Source organism: Blastopirellula marina (genome assembly GCF_002967765.1).
Taxonomy (GTDB): Bacteria; Planctomycetota; Planctomycetia; order Pirellulales; family Pirellulaceae; genus Bremerella; species Bremerella marina_A.
Window position 1 is genome coordinate 38,956 of the sequence record NZ_PUHY01000014.1, and the last position, 18,355, is coordinate 57,310.

At 53.8% G+C, this 18,355-nt stretch carries 14 protein-coding genes and 1 tRNA gene; 11 read left to right on the plus strand and 4 right to left on the minus strand.

Annotated features, from left to right (window positions below; genetic code table 11):
- Nucleotides 1-35: 35 nt before the first annotated feature.
- Nucleotides 36-124, minus strand: a tRNA-Ser gene (locus C5Y83_RS22885).
- A gap of 195 nt (nt 125-319) precedes the next feature.
- Between C5Y83_RS22885 and C5Y83_RS22890 the strand changes: the two genes are divergently transcribed.
- On the plus strand, nt 320-1,918 hold the full coding sequence (locus C5Y83_RS22890; RefSeq protein WP_105332131.1) for a M20/M25/M40 family metallo-hydrolase: 1,599 nt from the start codon (nt 320-322) through the stop codon (nt 1,916-1,918).
- A gap of 21 nt (nt 1,919-1,939) precedes the next feature.
- Here C5Y83_RS22890 and C5Y83_RS22895 read toward each other — a convergent pair whose 3' ends face one another.
- Nucleotides 1,940-2,623, minus strand: a complete 684-nt coding sequence (locus tag C5Y83_RS22895) for an AraC family transcriptional regulator (protein ID WP_158262478.1) — start codon at nt 2,621-2,623, stop codon at nt 1,940-1,942.
- Between the two features lie 279 nt (nt 2,624-2,902).
- On the opposite strand from C5Y83_RS22895, the gene C5Y83_RS22900 reads away from it, so the two are divergent.
- Both C5Y83_RS22900 and C5Y83_RS22905 read left to right on the plus strand, forming a co-directional pair.
- Nucleotides 2,903-3,964 carry a DUF1559 domain-containing protein gene (locus C5Y83_RS22900; RefSeq protein ID WP_105332133.1) on the plus strand — a complete coding sequence of 354 codons (1,062 nt, stop codon included), beginning with the start codon at nt 2,903-2,905 and terminating at the stop codon, nt 3,962-3,964.
- 101 nt (nt 3,965-4,065) lie between these two features.
- Complete coding sequence (locus C5Y83_RS22905; protein WP_146117889.1) at nt 4,066-4,482, plus strand: carboxypeptidase-like regulatory domain-containing protein; 417 nt, start codon at nt 4,066-4,068, stop codon at nt 4,480-4,482.
- Between the two features lie 43 nt (nt 4,483-4,525).
- Here C5Y83_RS22905 and C5Y83_RS22910 read toward each other — a convergent pair whose 3' ends face one another.
- Entirely contained in the window at nt 4,526-6,067 is a 1,542-nt protein-coding gene (locus C5Y83_RS22910) for a cryptochrome/photolyase family protein (protein ID WP_105332135.1), read from the minus strand.
- A gap of 339 nt (nt 6,068-6,406) precedes the next feature.
- Between C5Y83_RS22910 and C5Y83_RS22915 the strand changes: the two genes are divergently transcribed.
- Both C5Y83_RS22915 and C5Y83_RS22920 read left to right on the plus strand, forming a co-directional pair.
- A complete protein-coding gene (locus C5Y83_RS22915; protein WP_146117890.1) occupies nt 6,407-7,267 on the plus strand; it encodes a hypothetical protein in 861 nt (286 codons plus the stop codon).
- Nucleotides 7,268-7,376: 109 nt separating this feature from the next.
- Complete coding sequence (locus tag C5Y83_RS22920) at nt 7,377-7,904, plus strand: opioid growth factor receptor-related protein (RefSeq protein WP_105332137.1); 528 nt, start codon at nt 7,377-7,379, stop codon at nt 7,902-7,904.
- A 10-nt stretch (nt 7,905-7,914) separates the two neighbouring features.
- On the opposite strand, the gene C5Y83_RS22925 is transcribed toward C5Y83_RS22920, so the two are convergent.
- Nucleotides 7,915-8,979, minus strand: coding sequence for an FAD:protein FMN transferase (locus C5Y83_RS22925; protein ID WP_105332138.1), 1,065 nt, complete (start codon nt 8,977-8,979; stop codon nt 7,915-7,917).
- A 187-nt stretch (nt 8,980-9,166) separates the two neighbouring features.
- On the opposite strand from C5Y83_RS22925, the gene C5Y83_RS22930 reads away from it, so the two are divergent.
- The 6 genes from C5Y83_RS22930 (at nt 9,167) to C5Y83_RS22955 (ending at nt 18,354) form a co-directional block, all read left to right on the plus strand.
- Nucleotides 9,167-10,555: a Gfo/Idh/MocA family protein gene (locus C5Y83_RS22930; RefSeq protein ID WP_105332139.1), complete on the plus strand. Its 1,389-nt coding sequence runs from the start codon at nt 9,167-9,169 to the stop codon at nt 10,553-10,555.
- A 228-nt stretch (nt 10,556-10,783) separates the two neighbouring features.
- On the plus strand, nt 10,784-12,571 hold the full coding sequence (locus tag C5Y83_RS22935; RefSeq protein WP_105332140.1) for an ATP-binding protein: 1,788 nt from the start codon (nt 10,784-10,786) through the stop codon (nt 12,569-12,571).
- 132 nt (nt 12,572-12,703) lie between these two features.
- Nucleotides 12,704-13,390, plus strand: coding sequence for a phosphate signaling complex protein PhoU (gene phoU, locus C5Y83_RS22940; RefSeq protein ID WP_105332141.1), 687 nt, complete (start codon nt 12,704-12,706; stop codon nt 13,388-13,390).
- Between the two features lie 33 nt (nt 13,391-13,423).
- Entirely contained in the window at nt 13,424-14,197 is a 774-nt protein-coding gene (locus tag C5Y83_RS22945) for a response regulator (protein ID WP_105332142.1), read from the plus strand.
- Between the two features lie 120 nt (nt 14,198-14,317).
- Nucleotides 14,318-14,725, plus strand: coding sequence for a hypothetical protein (locus tag C5Y83_RS22950; RefSeq protein WP_105332143.1), 408 nt, complete (start codon nt 14,318-14,320; stop codon nt 14,723-14,725).
- 185 nt (nt 14,726-14,910) lie between these two features.
- Nucleotides 14,911-18,354, plus strand: coding sequence for a pyruvate carboxylase (locus tag C5Y83_RS22955; protein WP_105332144.1), 3,444 nt, complete (start codon nt 14,911-14,913; stop codon nt 18,352-18,354).
- Nucleotide 18,355 lies beyond the last annotated feature (1 nt).

The window sequence follows — 18,355 nt, forward strand, 5'->3', positions numbered from 1 at the left end:
AGATAACGACTTGCATTGCCCCGAAAAAGGGGAAGCGGAGAGAACGGGATTCGAACCCGTGGAACGGTGTGACCCGTTCACCGGTTTAGCAAACCGGCGCATTCGACCACTCTGCCATCTCTCCTGAGGAAAGCGAAAGTCTACACGCTTTTGCTGTTGTCCTCAACGGGACCTCCTTCGCTTTTTCCAACTATGGCCTATGGTTAGGCTAAAATCAGTCTTGTCGCATCGCTTCTGAAAGCGGGCGACTGGCAAAATCGGATTAACTGGTATCGAAACCGCCTGGAATTGGCCTCTCCCGAAGGGGGGAAGGCTGCATTTGCCGCCGAACTTACGCGAGTTGAACGACATGTGGATGCGAATTGGGACAATTGTGGGGCTCGTTGGGTTCGCAGCTGGAAATATGGCAGTGGCTGGCGAATTGTCGCTTTCCGCGGCGATCGAGACCATTAAGAAGGAAGACACCAAAAAGCATGTCGATGTCTTGGCCGACGATAGCTTTGAAGGTCGAGCCGCCGGCAGTCGGGGCGGCCGTGCCGCCGGTAATTATCTGCAACAGCTGTTCTCCAAGTATGGTTTGAAACCTGCAGGCGATGGTGGCACCTACTTTCAATTGTTCCACGGCGGATCGCGTAACATCTTGGGCCTGTTGCCGGGGAAAGATAGCGATGGCAGTGGAAGCCTAATTGTGGTGGGGGCTCATTACGACCACGTCGGCTACGGCAATCGAGCTAACAGCTTCGGTCCGTTTGGCTATGTGCATAACGGTGCCGACGACAATGCCAGCGGTACGGCGGCTTTGCTAGAAGTAGTTCAAGCACTAACCGAACTGAAAGAACAGCCGGAGCGATCCATTCTGTTTGCTCTCTGGGATGGCGAAGAAGCTGGGCTGCTGGGATCCAAATATTGGGTGGAGCATCCAACGGTCGATCTAAACCGAATCAAGCTCTACCTCAATCTAGACATGGTAGGCCGTTTGCGCCCGCAAGGAGTCGAGGTGATTGGTACTCGTACGATGCCTGGGCTACGGCAAGTGATTGCACGAGCGAACGCAGCGAGTGACTTGAAACTCGACTTCCGCTGGGAAATGACCGACAACAGCGATCACTATACATTTTATTCGCGTTCGATCCCTACACTGATGTACCACACTGGATTACATGACGAATACCATCGCCCTCAGGATGATGCCCATCTGATCAACAACGAAGGAATTGAACGGGTTGCCCGACTTACGGCGCGAACCGTATGGGAAGCAGCAAACCAAGAGACGCTACCTCCGTTCCGAACGCAATGTCGCTCAGAATCAGAATCTGCCCGTGGTCGCTATGAAGTGCCCCGAGTCGTTAATCGCTCGCGGCTGGGTATTCGCTGGAATCGTGAACAACAAGATAAGGAAGGTGAATTACTCGTATCGGCGGTTACTCCTGGCGGTCCGGCAGAGCAGGGAGGCCTACAGGCGGGCGATCGGATTACGAAGTTTGCAGGCATTCCGTTCACTACCGAGCAAGATTTCCTGGCACAAGTTCAAGCTGCACCGAGCGACGTTGCGTTGGAAGTGGCACGTGATGGTGAGGAGGAACCCGTTGCTTTGGAGGTCAAACTCAACCTGACTCCAGCGCCAGTCGGGATCGCATGGACCAGCGAATCGGCAGAGCCGGGGGCGGTCATGTTGACTAGTGTCACACCAGGATCCGTGGCCGGATTAGCGGGCCTGAAACCGCTGGACCGCATTTACGAGGTCAACGGACGACAAGTCGAAGGGCTCACGCAGTTCAAAGATATGATCACCGAGTTTGCAAGTCCGACCAAGCTATTGGTTGATCGAGAAGGGCACATCCTTGAGATCGAATTGCCGCTGGACACCATCCGTCCGTTGCTTAAGAAGGACAAGCCTGAGGAAGAACCCAAGCAGTAACTCGTTGGTGTCGTCCGATCGTTACAAGCCTTCGCGAGTCATCTTGCGATATTTTAGCGGGGATAGTCCAGTGACGCGTTTAAACTGTTTGCAAAACGAGGGTTGATCGCTAAACCCACAATCCATGGCGACGGCGGCCACGTTTTTGTCGCTGTCTCGCAGAAGGACAGCCGCGGCTTCGACGCGTTGGCGAATGAGATATTGCGACGGCGTGATCTGAATCATGGAACGCATGATTCGTTCGAACTGGCTGACGGACAGGCCCGACTCTTCGGCCAATTGCTGGACACGTAGCGGTTTGGCGTACTCGTTTTGGATTTTCTTCAGTGCCACAGCGACCTTGCTGTACCGTTTCGCCTTCTGCGTAGGGGCGTGGAGATCGCGAGACATTCCGACGATTGCGATCACCTCGCCAGCGACATCTTTCGCCAATACCTTGCTGGTAATGAACCATCCTAAGGTACCATCGGGGTTCGTAATCATTTCGAGCTGATCGTGAAGATTTTGTCCGTTTGTCAGCAGTTGCTGATCCTGCTGTTGGTAGCCTATCGCTAAGGCTTTCGGATACAAGTCAAAGGCTGTCTTGCCGATAACGTTATCGCGATGAAGCTTCGGAACACTCCGCAGAAATGCGTTATTTACGCTGAGATAGCGACCTTGAAGGTCTTTGATACAAACATTCACTTCGTCCAATCGGGCAAACAACTCTTCCACTATTGCAAGTGAGGGAGCCTGTGCGAAAAGCTTCGCGAGATGTGCCTGCCACTCATTTTTGTATGAATTCGGCATTGATGGTATGGATTGTGTCAAAGACAAATTATGGGAACTTCAGGAAAATGAGTTGAAAGTCAGGAACATCCCTCTCCTACTTCCTGCGGAAAATAAATCCCTCAGTTGTGTCGCTCTTGGATATCGTCCTGCGGCGTCTGAACCTGTGTTCATCTGATTATTCGCCCATTCTTAATTTTAGGATTTACCTGTCTCATGATAACCAACAAACGGCCTCATTTTCGACCCACTGATGGCTTTACACTGGTCGAGTTATTAGTAGTCATCGCTATTATCGGTGTCTTGATCGCCTTGCTCTTACCGGCTGTCCAGCAAGCACGCGAGGCAGCGCGTCGCATGTCTTGCAGCAATCATCTCAAGCAATTCGGCTTGGCAATTCACAACTACCACGACACTTACAAGCAGTTTCCTCCTCAAGGACTTCCGCAATCCCACGGGGCTGGCGGTTGGGCACGCCAAGCATCTTGGTTTGTACGGATTCTGCCTTTTATCGAGCAGAAGGCAGCTTACGATAATGCTCCTTTTATTGACAGTTCTTTCGACAATCATTCTGCCGGCTGGACAGCCCCTAATCGTGCCTGGCGACCGATGAGCCAAGCAAGAGTCGAGATCTTTAATTGTCCCTCAAGCCCGCTGCCGCAAGTCTACTCGCAGGCGACGTCCTCGCAAACGCAATCGCTCGGCGCACCTGCCGAGATTGAAGTTCAGATTCCCGATTACGCCGCCAACAGTGGCTGTGCTTTCAAGGGAGGCACCAATAATACTCAGCATCCTACGACCTTCTGGGGATGGGGTGGACGCAGCGCAGATAATGGAGTTATCCCCAGCATTTTCCGCAATGTGGGTTCGACGCCTTGGACTGGATCGAAGGTTAGCTTCGCGAGTGTCATCGACGGTTCCAGTAATACCATTGCGATCGGTGAGCAGTCTGATTTCTACCAGCGGGATAAAGACACGCGGGCTGGTTACGTTCGTGGGGGATTTTGGTCGGGTGGGTCATCCGATGTCATGAGTTCGGAAATGAATAACTACGTCGTCACGGTATTCCCAATTAACGCCGTCAGTGTTGGTTGGCCGGGCACGTCACGAAATGAAAATGCTACGTACAACAACACCGCGTTTCGTTCCGCACATCCTGGTGGAGCTCAGTTTGCTCTGACCGATGGATCAGTTCAATTCATTGCCGATACGATCAGCTTTTCCACGTATACCGCATTGATGGATCGTGCTGATGGGGTTCCCGTCGGAGAATACTAATCGCTAACAAGATAGGCCGGGAGGACGTGATTTCTATACATCCGTCCTCTCGACAATTTCAATCGTACATCCAATTCCCTAATTCGGTGGACTTATTTGTCATGACAAATCTCCAGAAGGTGTCTGGCGTCATCTCAGCAGTGTTATTAATGCTGCTCGTGCCGGGGTGTTTTGGTGGAAATGGAGTCCCTCTGGGCAGCGTTGAAGGCCGCGTGACCAAAGATGGCTCTCCAATTTCTGATGCAACGGTAACGTTTTTTCCTGAGGAAGGGCGACCTTCGGTGGGCGTCACCGATAGTGATGGGCGCTACTCGCTACAATTCACTCGCGATCTGGATGGAGCCATGGTGGGGAAACATCGCGTGAATATCACCTACGGAGGTAGACAAGCTCCGCCAGATGCGAGCGATCCTACCAGGCGGGCTAAACCAGTGAAATCTATACCCCGACAGGATATCGATTGGCCCGAAGACATCGAGGTAAGCCGTTCCGACAACACGATCGATTTCGACTTTTAAGAACGGATTGGCAAAGATTTGAATCCGTCTTTTCTTGAGAGAGTTATTGCCAAGACTTTCTCAGTTGTTCGGCTTGCTGTCTGATTTCCTCGATCTCGCCAGATGATCGCTTGTTCTCAATGTGTTTCAGCTGCAACTTCATCCGCGAATTCTCTTGAAGCCGATCATAATGGCGATCCAGAAAATCCCAATAGAAAGTCGTGATCGGGCACGCATCGTCGCCGACCGACTTCTTATAGTCGTACGGACAGTTCCCGCAGAAGTTGCTCATCTTGTTGATGTAATTGCCGGTCGAAGCATACGGCTTCGTGCCCACGACACCGCCATCGCCATGCTGACTCATGCCTAACGTGTTAGGCAGAGAAACCCAATCGACCGCGTCCAGATACATCGCCATGTGCCACTCATGGAATGAGTACGGATGAACGCCCAGAGTTAACGCAAAGTTTCCCAAGACCATCAAACGATGGATGTGGTGAACATAACCATGCGTCAACACATGTCCGATCGACTGCTGAATGCACTGCATGTCGGTTTCTCCATCCCAGTAAAAAGAAGGGATCGATGCTTCGTGCTCCAGGTAGTTCATCTCCGCGTAGTCAGGCATCTTGATCCAGTAGACGCCCCGAATGAATTCCCGCCACCCGACAATCTGACGGATGAAACCTTCTACACTGGCCAGCGGAGCTGAGTCACTTTGATGGGCTTCCAGTGCGGCTTGAATACACTCACGCGGATTGAGCAACTTCAAGTTCATGCTTGTCGAAAGCCGCGAATGATGAAGAAACGGTTCGTCGGTCCACATCGCGTCTTCATACCAGCCAAAATCAGGCAAATGCTTCCGAATAAAGTCAGCTAACATCCGCCGAGCCTGGCCGGGCGTAACTGGCAAGTCGAAGTCTTCGAGTGTCCCTGGATGATCTTCGTAGCGTGCCTCGACCAAGTCCATGACCTCACGCGTGATGTCATCCGGAGTGAATGAAGTCGGACGGCCCAAATCGCGTGGACCACTTTTAGGCAGTGGTTCGCGATTGTCGTGGTCGTAGTTCCATTGGCCACCCATCGGTTTACTGCCGTTCATCAAGATGCCATGCTTCTTTCGCATCTGCCGATAGAACGTTTCGAGTAGTAGTGATTTTCGCCCCTTGGCGAACTTATTGAACTCGTTGACGGTAGCGTAGAAGTGAAGATCTGGCAGGAAGTCGATTGGGACGTCGTGATCTTGGGCGACTGCTTCGAGTTCCTGTTTGACACGGAAGTCGCCAGGCAAGACGACCCGAATAGCTTCTGGCTTGTCGGTTTTCAATGTTCGCTTTAACAGATCGGTAAACGACTTGCCGCGGTCTTTTCGACGATCTTGCGTCAATTGATGGTAAGCGACCGCTTTACCCGCTTCGTTCAACTCGTCGCGGAAGTGACGCATCGCCGAGAGAAACAAGACGATCCGCTGCTTGTGGCTGGGGACGTACGTGATCTCGTGATCTGATTCGGCCATCCAGAGCTGATCTTGCTCGGAATCGTAGCCATCGAAAATCGCCGAGTCTCGATCGAGTTGGTCACCGAGAATCAGAAGCAAGTGCCGCATGGGAAGTCTCTTCGTGTTGGCAGAGGCAAAGGGAGGGAACCGCCAACTAGGCGGGCAAGCAACGTGCCGCTTGGGCGATTTCGCATTAGTAGTAGGGAAGTCACGATTTGGTCGCGACCTTGCAGCCGTGCTGGAGGGTGCGAGTCATCCTCTTTAGAAGGGGATTGGCGGTCATTCGTTAGCAAAGCATCAAAGATGGCCGTTAACTACTGAAAACTAAGGACGTTATCGTCAATCGAAGGTTTGTATCGACTATTCGCGTAATGTAGGATGGGAGCTTTGGGAGACCAAGGAACCCCGGCTCCTACAAAGCAAATCACCAATGATCCGCGAGACAACATGTACAAGACTTCTCTTCTAGCGGCCTTCGCCGCTCTGGCTTTTACTAGCCTCGCTTCCTCTTCTCTATTCGCTCAATCGGCGCCGTACGATCCTTACGCTCCTCAAGTCGAAGAACCACCGATCGCAGCCGATGGCTCGCTGAACTGGCCTGTGTTTTACAAGTCGGCTAGTCTGCAAGCGAACTATGAAAAGCTTTGGAACATGGGGGCCTGCCTTGGTACGAACAAAAAGATCACGATTCCGGTCGCTAACAATCGCCTCGACATTAACAAGATGCCCGAAGGCAAGTTGGAAGGCATCGTGATGCGTGTCGGTAAAGGCCAGCTCTTTGTGCGTCAGGCAGATGGTAAGATCAAGAAGATTGCGGTCCACCCGGCTGGGGTTTCTCGCATCGACGTCACCGGCGATGTTCCTGCACGCTGGTTAAAGCCAGGGATGGGAGTTCGCTTGGTTGGTCAGGTCGATGAAAGCGGCCACGGTCCAGATACGCTGGAACAACTTGATATCGTGACAATTCCTCCAGGCTTCGAGCCCAACCCCGTTGTCGCGGGTAAGCGACAATCGATCGTGGCCGTCGTTGCCAGCCTACGTGGTAACCGCCTCTTGCTAAAGACTCCATCTGGTTCGCTGCGTCGTCTATCGTTCCAGATCTCCGACGAAACGGTCGCCCACGTTCAAGTGAAAGATCTTGCTTTCGCCTCGGTTGGCGACAAGGTCGAGGCGAAGGGACATTTCTACAGTGGCGATAAGAACGAACACTGGGTATTTGCCTCCGATGTCACCGTCAGCAAACCGGAAGCCCCGTCGGAAGAAACTGCCAGTACGGATACCAGCACGGTCGCTGCTCGCGTCAACTAAGGCGATATCCGACTGACTGCTCAACTCGTTCCTGGTTGTTTCCCGACAACCAGGATTTTTTATGCTGGTTAAGGTACTCTGAAATCTTCCGTCACAGGGGAGTACCGATATGAAACCTAGCGTTATCGACTTCTTCTGTCATGCGGGCACCGATCCGCAGGGCCGCTCTTTAGCCGACATGATCGCGATGACCGATCATGAATTAGAATCCCACCACGACATCATCCAGTGGATGTTTCCGCTTCACGAAGCATCGCAGTTCAATGCGCGTGCTCCACTCATCGATGAAGCCTCGGTGCGTTCGTTTCAACAGAGCTCGATTGCGAAGAAGCGAATGCGTGAGGTCCTAATTCGATTCGCTCACTTTTTAGGCTTCGAGCGACTCCACAATGGAGAGTTCGTTGCCAATCCAAAGCTTGAAGCCAATCGAGCCAACTGGCAGACCCCTTTGAATCACAATCACCTGCGAATTACGCGCGTGATCCGTAGCCTACGACTTTTTGGGCTCGAAATAGAGTCTCGCGCATTCTACGACGCGGTGTATCAGGCGGCAGAGCAATCGGGTTGCGTTAACGAACGAACGCTTGCCTATTGGCAGCGTGCCTTGAAACGTCCGCCACTCGAATCGTTACGATAGGGTGACCGCACTACGGGGCAGAATCCTCTTCGGGTTCACTGGCATGATGCTCACTCAGCCAGTGACCCAAGTTGCTGCTAGTCCAGGTCGTCGGTTTTTCGTCGACCAGAACTTCCATCCAGGTCGCCACCGATTTCTGATCCGCCAAGACTTCGCCTGCCTTCGAAGGCCCAAGTACGCTTAGCGCCGACGCCCAGGCGTCAGCAAGCGTTGCATTTTCAGCGAAGACCGTCACGGTTCCACGATGAGCCACACCATATCCGGTGCGTGGATCGAGCACATGGGAGTAGCGTTTGCCGTTATGTTCCAAAAACTGATACGCGTCGCCCGACGTGGCCACCGCACTGTTAGCGATGTGTGTGATCAGAATGGGCGGGGCCTTCGGATTCAATCCGGCGATGCCAACCTTCCAGCCCAGTTCGCCGCGAGGCGCATCGGAAGCACCGACATCACCCCCGGCATCGACCAGTGCCCGCGTGATTCCGTGTTCTTTAAGTACTTTCAGGGCAGCATCAATAGCGTAGCCCTTGGCGATTCCACCAAGATCTATCCGCATGTCGCCCGTCGTCAGACTCACCGCTTGCATATCAGGAAGCAGTTTCAAGTTGTCTGCCCCAACCGCACCACGTACTTCTTCGATACGCGCTTCGTCCAATCGGTTGCGGCGGCGGAAACGTCGCCACTCTTTTGTTAACGGCCCGACAGTTACATCGAAGGCTCCGCCGGACAATTGGTGGATCCGCTTAGCTTCCGAAAGGACGTACCACAGATCGTCACTCACTGCGATTGGCTTGGCTGTCGGAGATTTTGCCGAGAGAATTAATACCTCCGAATCATTCCGATAATCGCTACAGATCTGCTCGATCTCACGAATCCGGTCGAAGGCTGCATTGGAGGCTTTTTGGAAATTTTCGGCATCGTCAAAGTCGGCCATAATGCGGACCATTGTCCCCATGTGCAACTGAGAAACCGAGAGAAGGGAATTCTCCTCCGCGCTCGCGGTTGCGAACGACATGCCCAACGACGCCAATAAAATCCCCCAAAAAGTGGTGTTGGCGATACGGCAATTGGTCATGTCGACTCCTCGGAATGGATAGCTGTGAGCTACGTGAAATTCTACGTAAGCCCTTATCTGTGCTGGGAATAATTGAATTCGGTTTCTCGTTTCGCTATGCTATAAAGCTTACCCTCACGGTAGCACGCACGTCGATTATTCCCACCTTGCCCCTTTCTAATTTCTCGAATACGGAGAGTCTCCATCCATGTCCAAGAAAGAATCTAAGAAAAAATCGGACGCGGCACAGACGTCGCGACGCGATTTCATCAAGACCGGTTCCTCGATGTTGGTCGCCGGTGGCGCGATCGCCGGTTCGCTGAGCATTGCTCAGAGTGCTCACGCTTTTGGTAGCGATCAAATCAAGATCGGTCTCGTTGGTTGCGGTGGTCGTGGTACGGGTGCCGCCGACCAAGCGATGAACACCGAAGGCGAAACCAAATTGGTCGCCATGGGCGACGTGTTTGAAGATCGCCTCTCGCAAAGTCTCCGTGCCCTTACCAGCCGACACTCGAAGCAGGTCGACGTGCCTGCTGATCGCCAGTTTGTTGGTTTTGACGCCTACAAGAAGGTTCTCGATTCTGACATCGACTTGGTGATTCTGGCAACGGCTCCTGGTTTCCGTCCGCTCCATTTTGAAACTGCCGTCAACGCCGGCAAGCACGTCTTCATGGAAAAGCCGGTTGCGACCGACGCTCCAGGTATTCGTCGCGTGTTGGAAGCCAACAAGATCGCCAAGGAAAAGAACTTGGCTGTCGCGGTTGGTCTGCAGCGTCACCACGAAAAGGCCTACATCGAAACGATCAATCGCCTGAAGGATGGCGCGATCGGCGATATCATCTTCTGCCGAGCTTACTGGAATTCGAGCGGTGTCTGGACCCGTAACCGTACGGCTTCGCAGACCGAACTCGAATACCAAATGCGTAACTGGTACTACTTCAACTGGCTGTGTGGCGATCATATCGTCGAGCAGCACATCCATAACCTCGACGTCATCAACTGGTTGATGGACGGTCCGCCGGAATCGGCCGAAGGTATGGGTGGTCGTCAGGTCCGTAAGGGGGCTGACAACGGTGAAATCTACGATCACCACATGATCGAATTCACCTATCCGAACGGCGTCAAGATGCTCAGCTCGTGCCGCCACATCCCTGGTTGCTGGAACAGTGTTTCCGAGCACGCTCATGGTTCGCGTGGTTATGCCGACATCAGCGGCGGCAAGATCTACGATGCCAAGGGCGATTTGGTTTGGAGCTACGGCCAAGGTGGTCGCAACGGTCACCAGGAAGAGCACCATGATCTGTTCGCCGTCCTACGTAAGGGCGAACGTCCGAATGAAGCGGAATATGGTGCCCACAGCACGATGACCGCAATCTTCGGTCGTATGGCGACCTACTCCGGTGGTCACAGTGGTAAGGGTGGTCAGGTTCTGAAGTACCAAGACGCTTTGAACTCGGAAATCGCCTTGGCTGACTTCGACAAGTTGACCAGCATGGAAGACGAAGCTCCGGTCAAGCCAAATCCGGAAGCCGTCAAGAAGCAGCTGGAACAATCGCCATATGTGGTTCCGATGCCAGGCGAATCGATCACGATCTAAGCCTCGCCGGCGAAGTTCGCTGATGACATCCAATCTCGAAGGGCGGTCCGCTTGGCGGAACCGCCCTTTTTCGTGGATTTCAACACTTTGCGGGACTCCGAAGTCGGTGGATACGACTTTATGAACGGATCTTCATCAAATCTCCCGGTCCCGACCCCTGCTGAAAAGCTTCGCTACGCTTATCATACAAGATGACTCATTTGGGAAGTCGATTGGTAACGGGACGTCATGCTTCGGTCGCGCATTGGTACATACATCTTGCTGTTAGTGGTCACGATCAGCTTCGTGTCTCTCGTGGCAATGACATGGGCGGCCAGAGTCGATCGGAATTCAGCGATCCGCCACGAACGTATCGAGAAGCTGCAGACGATCGTCCAACTGATTCAATCCAGCGTCCTTGAGAAGGGCACCGAAAGCCACATCGACGAAGAGCGACTTCAGAAACGCATTGCCAGTGCTGCCGCGGAAACGGGCGTCTATCTCACCATCATCGATGCTGGTGGTCGTGTCTTGGCCGATTCATTGAACCCGCCTCGCCGCATGGAGAACCTCCGCGAGCAAAGCGAGTTTCGTGCTGCTTCTCGCGATGAGTTCGGTTATACGCAGCGCTTCTTGCCTGACCAGGACATCACGATGCAAATGGTCGTGCGGCGCGTCGAACACGACGGCAACACCATCGCATTTGTCCGAGCAGGGCTTCCCGTTGAACAGCTGCAAAGCACTAGCGGCACGATAACTCTGGTCATGGGGCTCATCGCTGTTGGGGCGATTGGGGTCGGCATCATTCTTACACGCACTTTGGAAGTGCGCTTGTTCGATCCCGTCGTGGAACTAATCGACGCTTGTAAAACGCTGGCTACCAGGGGCGAACGCAAAAACCTGTGGAACTCTTCGCAAGACGAATTGGGCCAGCTGGTTCGAGAGTTCCAAACGATGTCCGGCGCTGTTACTCAACGCGAAACGGATCTTCGCGATCAGGCGAATCGAATTGAAACTGTCCTCGGAAGTATGGTGGAAGGCGTCATCGCCGTGAACGCCGATCGCGTGGTATTGCTTGCTAACCAGGCCGTTCGCCGGCTGCTTGGAATACGTGCCGACAAGGTCGAAGGCCGGCGGTTAATTGAGATCACTCGCATTCGCGCGTTGGATCAATCGGTTCAGCAAGCCCTTTCCAGTGGCCAACCTTGCTCGGCTGAGTTTGAGGTCAATTCTCCATTTCGGCGTGTCTTGAATTTGCATGCAAACTGTTTGCCCGGCGATCCGTGTCCAGGCGTGGTATTGGTGTTGCACGATATGACCGAGCTTCGCCGCTTGGAGAACCTTCGTCGGGAGTTTGTCGCGAATGTCTCTCACGAATTGAAAACTCCCCTGGCTGCCATCCGGGCGTACGCTGAGACGCTCCACATGGGGGCGGTCAACGATGCAGAGAATCGAGATTACTTCCTGGGGCAGATCACCGACCAGAGCGATCGTCTGCACGATTTGATCATGGACATGCTACAGCTCGCCCGCGTGGAAGCAGGTCAGGAAGTGTTCGATATCACCGATGTCAACGTCGCCGATATCGCCCAATGGTGCGTCGACTCACTGCGGGACAAGGCCGCGGCGAAAGCTATTCGCCTGATCGTTGAGTCGGCGGAGGATGACGAAGTGTATGTACGGGCCGACGAAGAAGGGCTGCGCACAATTGTCGGCAACCTGGTCGATAACGCTGTGAAGTACTCGGGAAAGCCAGGCGACGTCCTCGTGCGATGGCAGACGGAAGGAGATCAGGTCGCGATTTCAGTCGAAGATCACGGGATCGGAATTCCTGAGGAAGCCCAGAATCGAATCTTCGAACGCTTCTTCCGTGTCGATAAGGCCCGCTCCCGCGAAATGGGGGGGACCGGCCTGGGGCTCTCAATTGTAAAGCATCTTGCCAGCTCATTCGGGGGGAGTGTTGAGCTCGAAAGTCAGGTAGACAAGGGATCGACGTTCACAGTGCGCCTGAAAATGAGCCGCGTTCTTACAAATTAACAATTCAGTTTACATTGTCTTAACAATCGCCGGTTAATATTAGCGTTATCAAAAGCACCCAATCGTCGACACGGGAAGTCGACGGCCGTGCTCTGCAACCTGCAGAATCGATTGATAACGAGCTGATAGCCGATGCCTCTCCACCTCCAACGCGACTTAGACCACCTTCACCACGAGGTGTTGTCGCTGTCGGGCATTGTGGAAGAGATGCTGGAAAAGGCAACACGAGCTCTCTTTGAACGCAACGCCCAAATCGCTGACGAAGTCATCGGCATCGATATTATCGTTGACGAGCGAGAAGTCCAGATTGAGGAAGAGTGCCTGAAAGCCCTCGCCCTTCATCAACCGGTGGCCGTTGACTTGCGACGGATTGCCACCGTTTTGAAAGTCAACAATGACCTCGAAAGAATGGCCGACCTAACCGTTAACCTGGCCGAACGTGCGAAATCAGTGATCGAATACCCAATGTTTGTCATCCCGCAACGGTTGGCATGCATGGCCGACATGGCAAAGGGAATGGTTTCGGACGTGTTGGATTCGTTCGTCAACATGGACTGTGCCGCGGCGGCCCGCGTTGGTGCGACCGACGAACGCGTAGATCGCCTCAACTGTGAAGTCATCGAAGAACTGCAACGAACGATGCGCGAGCGGCCTGACCAGGTTGTTCCAGCACTGCACTGCTTCTCGGCGAGTCGGCATATCGAACGTATTTCTGATCACGCGACGAACATCTCTGACGACGTTATTTACATGGTGGAAGGAACGATCGTGCGGCACCGTTTTTCGGGTGGCGCGAACAGTCCCTTTGCCAATGGTTAACTTCCCATTTAGCTTTTAAATTGGACCAAGAAAATGGCCCGCATGAAGATTCTGATTGTCGAAGACGACCGAGCCCTGGCCGATGTGTTGGCTTACAACGTTCGCCAGGCTGGCTACGACGTGCTCTCCGCCTACGATGGTCAGGATGGATTGACTCAGGCTCAAGTAAAGACGCCTGACATGGTGATTCTCGATCTGATGTTGCCGGTTGTCGACGGCTTGGAAGTTTGCCGCCGTCTGAGAGCTGATCCAGCAACCAAAGATATCATGGTGCTGATGTTGACCGCCAAAGCGGAAGAGTCTGACCAACTGATCGGCTTCTCGCTTGGTGCCGATGATTATGTCACCAAGCCGTTTAGCGTGAAGGTCCTCCTCGAGCGGATCAAGGCCCTTGAACGCCGCCGGCGCGGAGGCGAAACGCCGGCAGCCGATGTAGTGTCGAGCCAAGGTGTCACGATCGATCGTCGCCGCCATCGCGCAACGATTCATGGCAAACCCTTGCAACTGACTCGCAGCGAATTCCGCCTCTTGGAAACCCTCACTCGTCAGCCAGGTCGTGTGTTCGATCGGTCCGAGTTGATCGATGCCGCGTTGGGCGAAGATACCGTGGTCATGGAACGTACAATCGACGTTCACGTGCGAGCACTTCGCCGTAAGATGGCGGAATTTGCTGATCTAATTGAAACGGTCCGTGGCGTTGGTTACCGATTTCGCGATCCCGGTGCAAAGCCGAGCGATGATGTTGACGCCGATGACGATTCGGTTGAACCCGCAGGTAGCGGCAGCATCTCGCGATTCAATATCTAGTCCTGAATTAGGGCAAAGATAATCCTCGAAAGAACGGACCATGGGTTCGTTCTTTTTTTATGCGCAGCGGCAGCGTATGCTAATCGCAGGCGGCCGGTCGTTTTAAGAAGGATGAAAGAAATGGACTCGATTCTGCGGTTGATCGAACACATTGACGCTCATCGGCTTCTGGTCCCTTCGATGTTCGAGATCGACATCGACGAGGCACTCGATAAACGCGATGTCGAGCCTTTCGATTCGGATTGGATCAAGGCCCACGCTAGGGTTTCCGACGAAGACATCGATACTCGTGACCGGCCATCGCTGGTCGAACTTCGTGAAGCTGCCTATCTACGGTGTTACAAGTTGACGCAGAACTCCGAGCTAAGTGGGTATGTCGCCGATGACTTTGGATTGATTGGTACGTACCTTCTCTTGGACGAACGAGACGATTGGGTAAATGCCCTCTGGTGTGCCTACCGAGATGGGCATTTCCCATGCGGTGCGCTTACGCCTTGCGGGGGAAACCTCGCATCGATGATTGAATAACAGGATCAACGGGTTCAATCGTCGGGATCGTTACGGTTTCGCTTCCTTTCTAACACCTGCCTGGGATGGTTTCCGCTCGTTGTTGGTGACTTGATTCTGGTATACTGGTTCGCCTCACCTCACATCATGATTCTCTAGCCGACTCCCCTGGTCTTGGGGATTCGTCACGGACACGACGGCCAACCATGAAAAAAATCTCGAAGCTTCTCGTTACCAACCGTAGTGAAATCGCCATTCGCATCTTCCGAAGTGCCCACGAACTCGGAATTCGCACCGTGGGGATGTATTCATATGAAGATCGATTTGCCCTCCATCGATTCAAAGCTGACGAAGCCTACTTGATTGGTCAGCAAGGAGAACCGGTTCGCGCTTATCTCGACATCCCCGGAGTGATCCGCCTTTGCCAGGAACATGGCATCGACGCCATCCATCCCGGCTACGGTTTCATGTCGGAGAACCCTGACTTGGCCGATGCCTGCGAGAAGAACGGTATCGTATTCGTTGGCCCTTCGAAACAATGTCTGGAGATGCTGGGGGATAAGACTGCCGCGCGTAGTGTCGCCAAAAAGGCAGGCGTCCCGATCCTGGGCGGAAGTGATGCCGCAATCGAGAACGCCAAGGCCGGCCGCGAACTCGCCGAGAAGATGGGCTTTCCGATCATCTTAAAAGCGGCCAAGGGCGGTGGTGGCCGTGGCATGCGTGTGGTCCGCTCGGCGGAAGAGTTCGAGGCTGCTTTCAATGAAGCACAGCGAGAATCGCTCAATGCGTTCGGCAGCCCCGATATCTTCATTGAGAAATTCATTCAACGGGCCCGTCATATCGAAGTCCAGTTGTTAGGGGATCGCCAAGGTAATCTGGTTCACCTTTACGAGCGTGATTGCAGCGTGCAGCGTCGTCATCAGAAGGTGGTCGAAATCGCACCGGCCCCCAATCTCGATCCAAAGACTCGCCAAGGCTTGTGTGATGCCGCGGTAGCGATCGGCCAAGCGGTCGGCTACTACGCGGCGGGAACCGTCGAGTTTCTGGTCGACGCTGACACCGGCGAGTACTACTTCATTGAAGTGAACCCACGTATTCAAGTTGAGCATACCGTCACCGAAGAGATCACCGGCATCGACTTGGTCAAAGCCCAGATTCTGGTCGCCCAAGGGGATTCGCTCGATCATCCTGAGATCGGCATTCCTACACAGGAATCAGTCGTGCCCTTTGGCTTCGCGCTGCAGTGCCGGGTGACCACGGAGGATCCCTCCAATAAATTCCTACCCGATTATGGCCGCGTTACGCATTATCGCAGCGGCGCTGGAATGGGCGTGCGACTGGATGCCGGCAGTGCGTTCAGTGGAGCGGTCGTTCACCCCTATTACGACTCTCTGCTGGTCAAAGTGACGGCGCGCGGTCGTCGATTCGTTGATGCGGCCCGGCGTATGAATCGTGTGCTGCAAGAGTTCCGAGTTCGAGGTGTGAAAACGAACATTCCGTTCCTGATTCGTGTCATGAATCATCCCACGTTCATCGAAGGAACCTGTACGACACGTTTCATCGACGAAACGCCCGAGTTGCTCGAGTTCACACCACGTCGCGACCGTGCGACCAAGCTGTTGAAATTTCTGGGTGATGTCGCCGTGAATGGAAATCCGCTGGTCAAAGATCGCGTGATTTCTAAACGTCGCGATCCAGCACCGACACCGGCACTTATCGCCGATCAGCCAAACCCCAAAGGTTCACGTGATCGTTTCAAGGAACTGGGCGTCGAGAAGTTCGCCCAGTGGGTTCGCGATCAGAAGCAATTGCTGTTCACCGATACGACCTTCCGTGATGCGCACCAAAGTCTGCTGGCCACACGTGTCCGCACGAAGGACTTGCTGAACATCTCCGAGGCATATGCCCGTAATTGCCCCGAGATGTTCTCTCTAGAGATGTGGGGTGGAGCGACGTTCGATACAACGATGCGATTCCTGAAGGAATCACCCTGGCAGCGACTCGCTGACATGCGCGAACAGATTCCGAATATCTTATTCCAGATGCTTCTGCGGGCCTCGAACGCGGTTGGTTACACCAACTATCCAGACAACGTCGTTGTCGCGTTCGTCGAGGAAGCCGCTCAGGCCGGAATGGATGTGTTCCGCGTGTTCGATGCCCTTAATTGGGTGCCGAACATGAAAGTGGCGATGGAAGCAGTGATCGCCGCAGGGGGAATCTGTGAAGCGTCAATCTGCTACACGGGCGATATTAGCAACCTGAAGCGTGATAAGTACGACCTGAAGTACTACGTCGACTTAGCGAAGCAGCTGGAGTCGATGGGAGCTCACTTCCTGGCGATCAAAGACATGGCCGGTCTCTGCAAGCCGACGGCTGCTCGTAAGTTGATCAAAACACTTCGAGAAGAGATCGGTTTGCCGATTCACTTCCATACCCACGATACGGCTGGCATTCAGGCAGCGTCGATCTTGGAAGGTGCGGAAGTCGGGCTCGATATTGCCGACGCCGCCATGGCCCCGCTGTCGGGCGGCACTTCGCAGCCGAACTTGAATACCGTGGTTGAAATGCTGCGAGGCACGCCGCAGGAGAGTGACCTGAAGACGGCCTCGATTGATGAGATCGCTGAATACTGGCGTTCCGTGCGAGAGTTTTATACGCCGTTTGAAAGCACGGTTCTACCGGCGACGGCCGACCTTTATCGTCATGAAATGCCTGGCGGTCAGTACACCAACTTGTTCCAGCAAGCTCACGCATTGGGACTGTCCGATCAATGGGCCCAAATCTGCGAGATCTATGCTCAGGTCAACGACATGCTGGGGGACATCGTGAAGGTGACACCCACGTCGAAGGCGGTCGGCGACATGGCGTTGTTTATGGTTGCCAACGAACTGACACCGACTGACGTGCTGAATCCCGATCGAGAATTGGCATTCCCGGCTTCCGTTAAAGACCTGCTCGGTGGCCGTATGGGGCAACCCCCAGGAGGTTTTCCAGAAGCTCTGCAAAAGCGGGTAATGAGGGATGAAGCTATTCTCACTACGCGTCCGGGCGAGAGCTTCGAGCCTGCCGACTTTGCTGATGCGGAAACGAAAGTCGAGAAGTTTCTCGGTCGCAAACCGAAACGAAGCGAGGTGGTTTCGTATCTCCTCTACCCGAAAGTGTACGAAGACTTCGCCAAGCACGAATTGAGCTACGGTGATGTAAGCGGTTTGCCGACGCCCGTCTTCTTCTATGGTCAAGAACCAGGGGAAGAACTGGCTGTCGACATCGAAACAGGTAAGACGCTGATCGTAAAATTCCTGACCATTAGCGACCCTCACCCCGATGGATCACGCGTTGTCTTCTTCGAATTGAACGGACAACCTCGTGAAGTGAGTGTTATCGATCAATCGCTCGAATCGGACGTGCCGAAACGACAAAAGGCCGATGCCGACGATCCCAAGCAGATAGGTTCGTCGATGCCCGGAATGGTTGTCACGATTGCCGTCGAACCAGGCGAAAAGGTTGCCAAAGGGCAAAAACTCCTTTCCTTGGAAGCGATGAAAATGGAAACGACCGTCTATGCCGAAGTCGAAGGGACCGTTGATCAGGTGTTGGTCAAACCTGGCAGCCAGGTGGAAGCGGGCGACTTGATGATCAAGTTGGCATAGG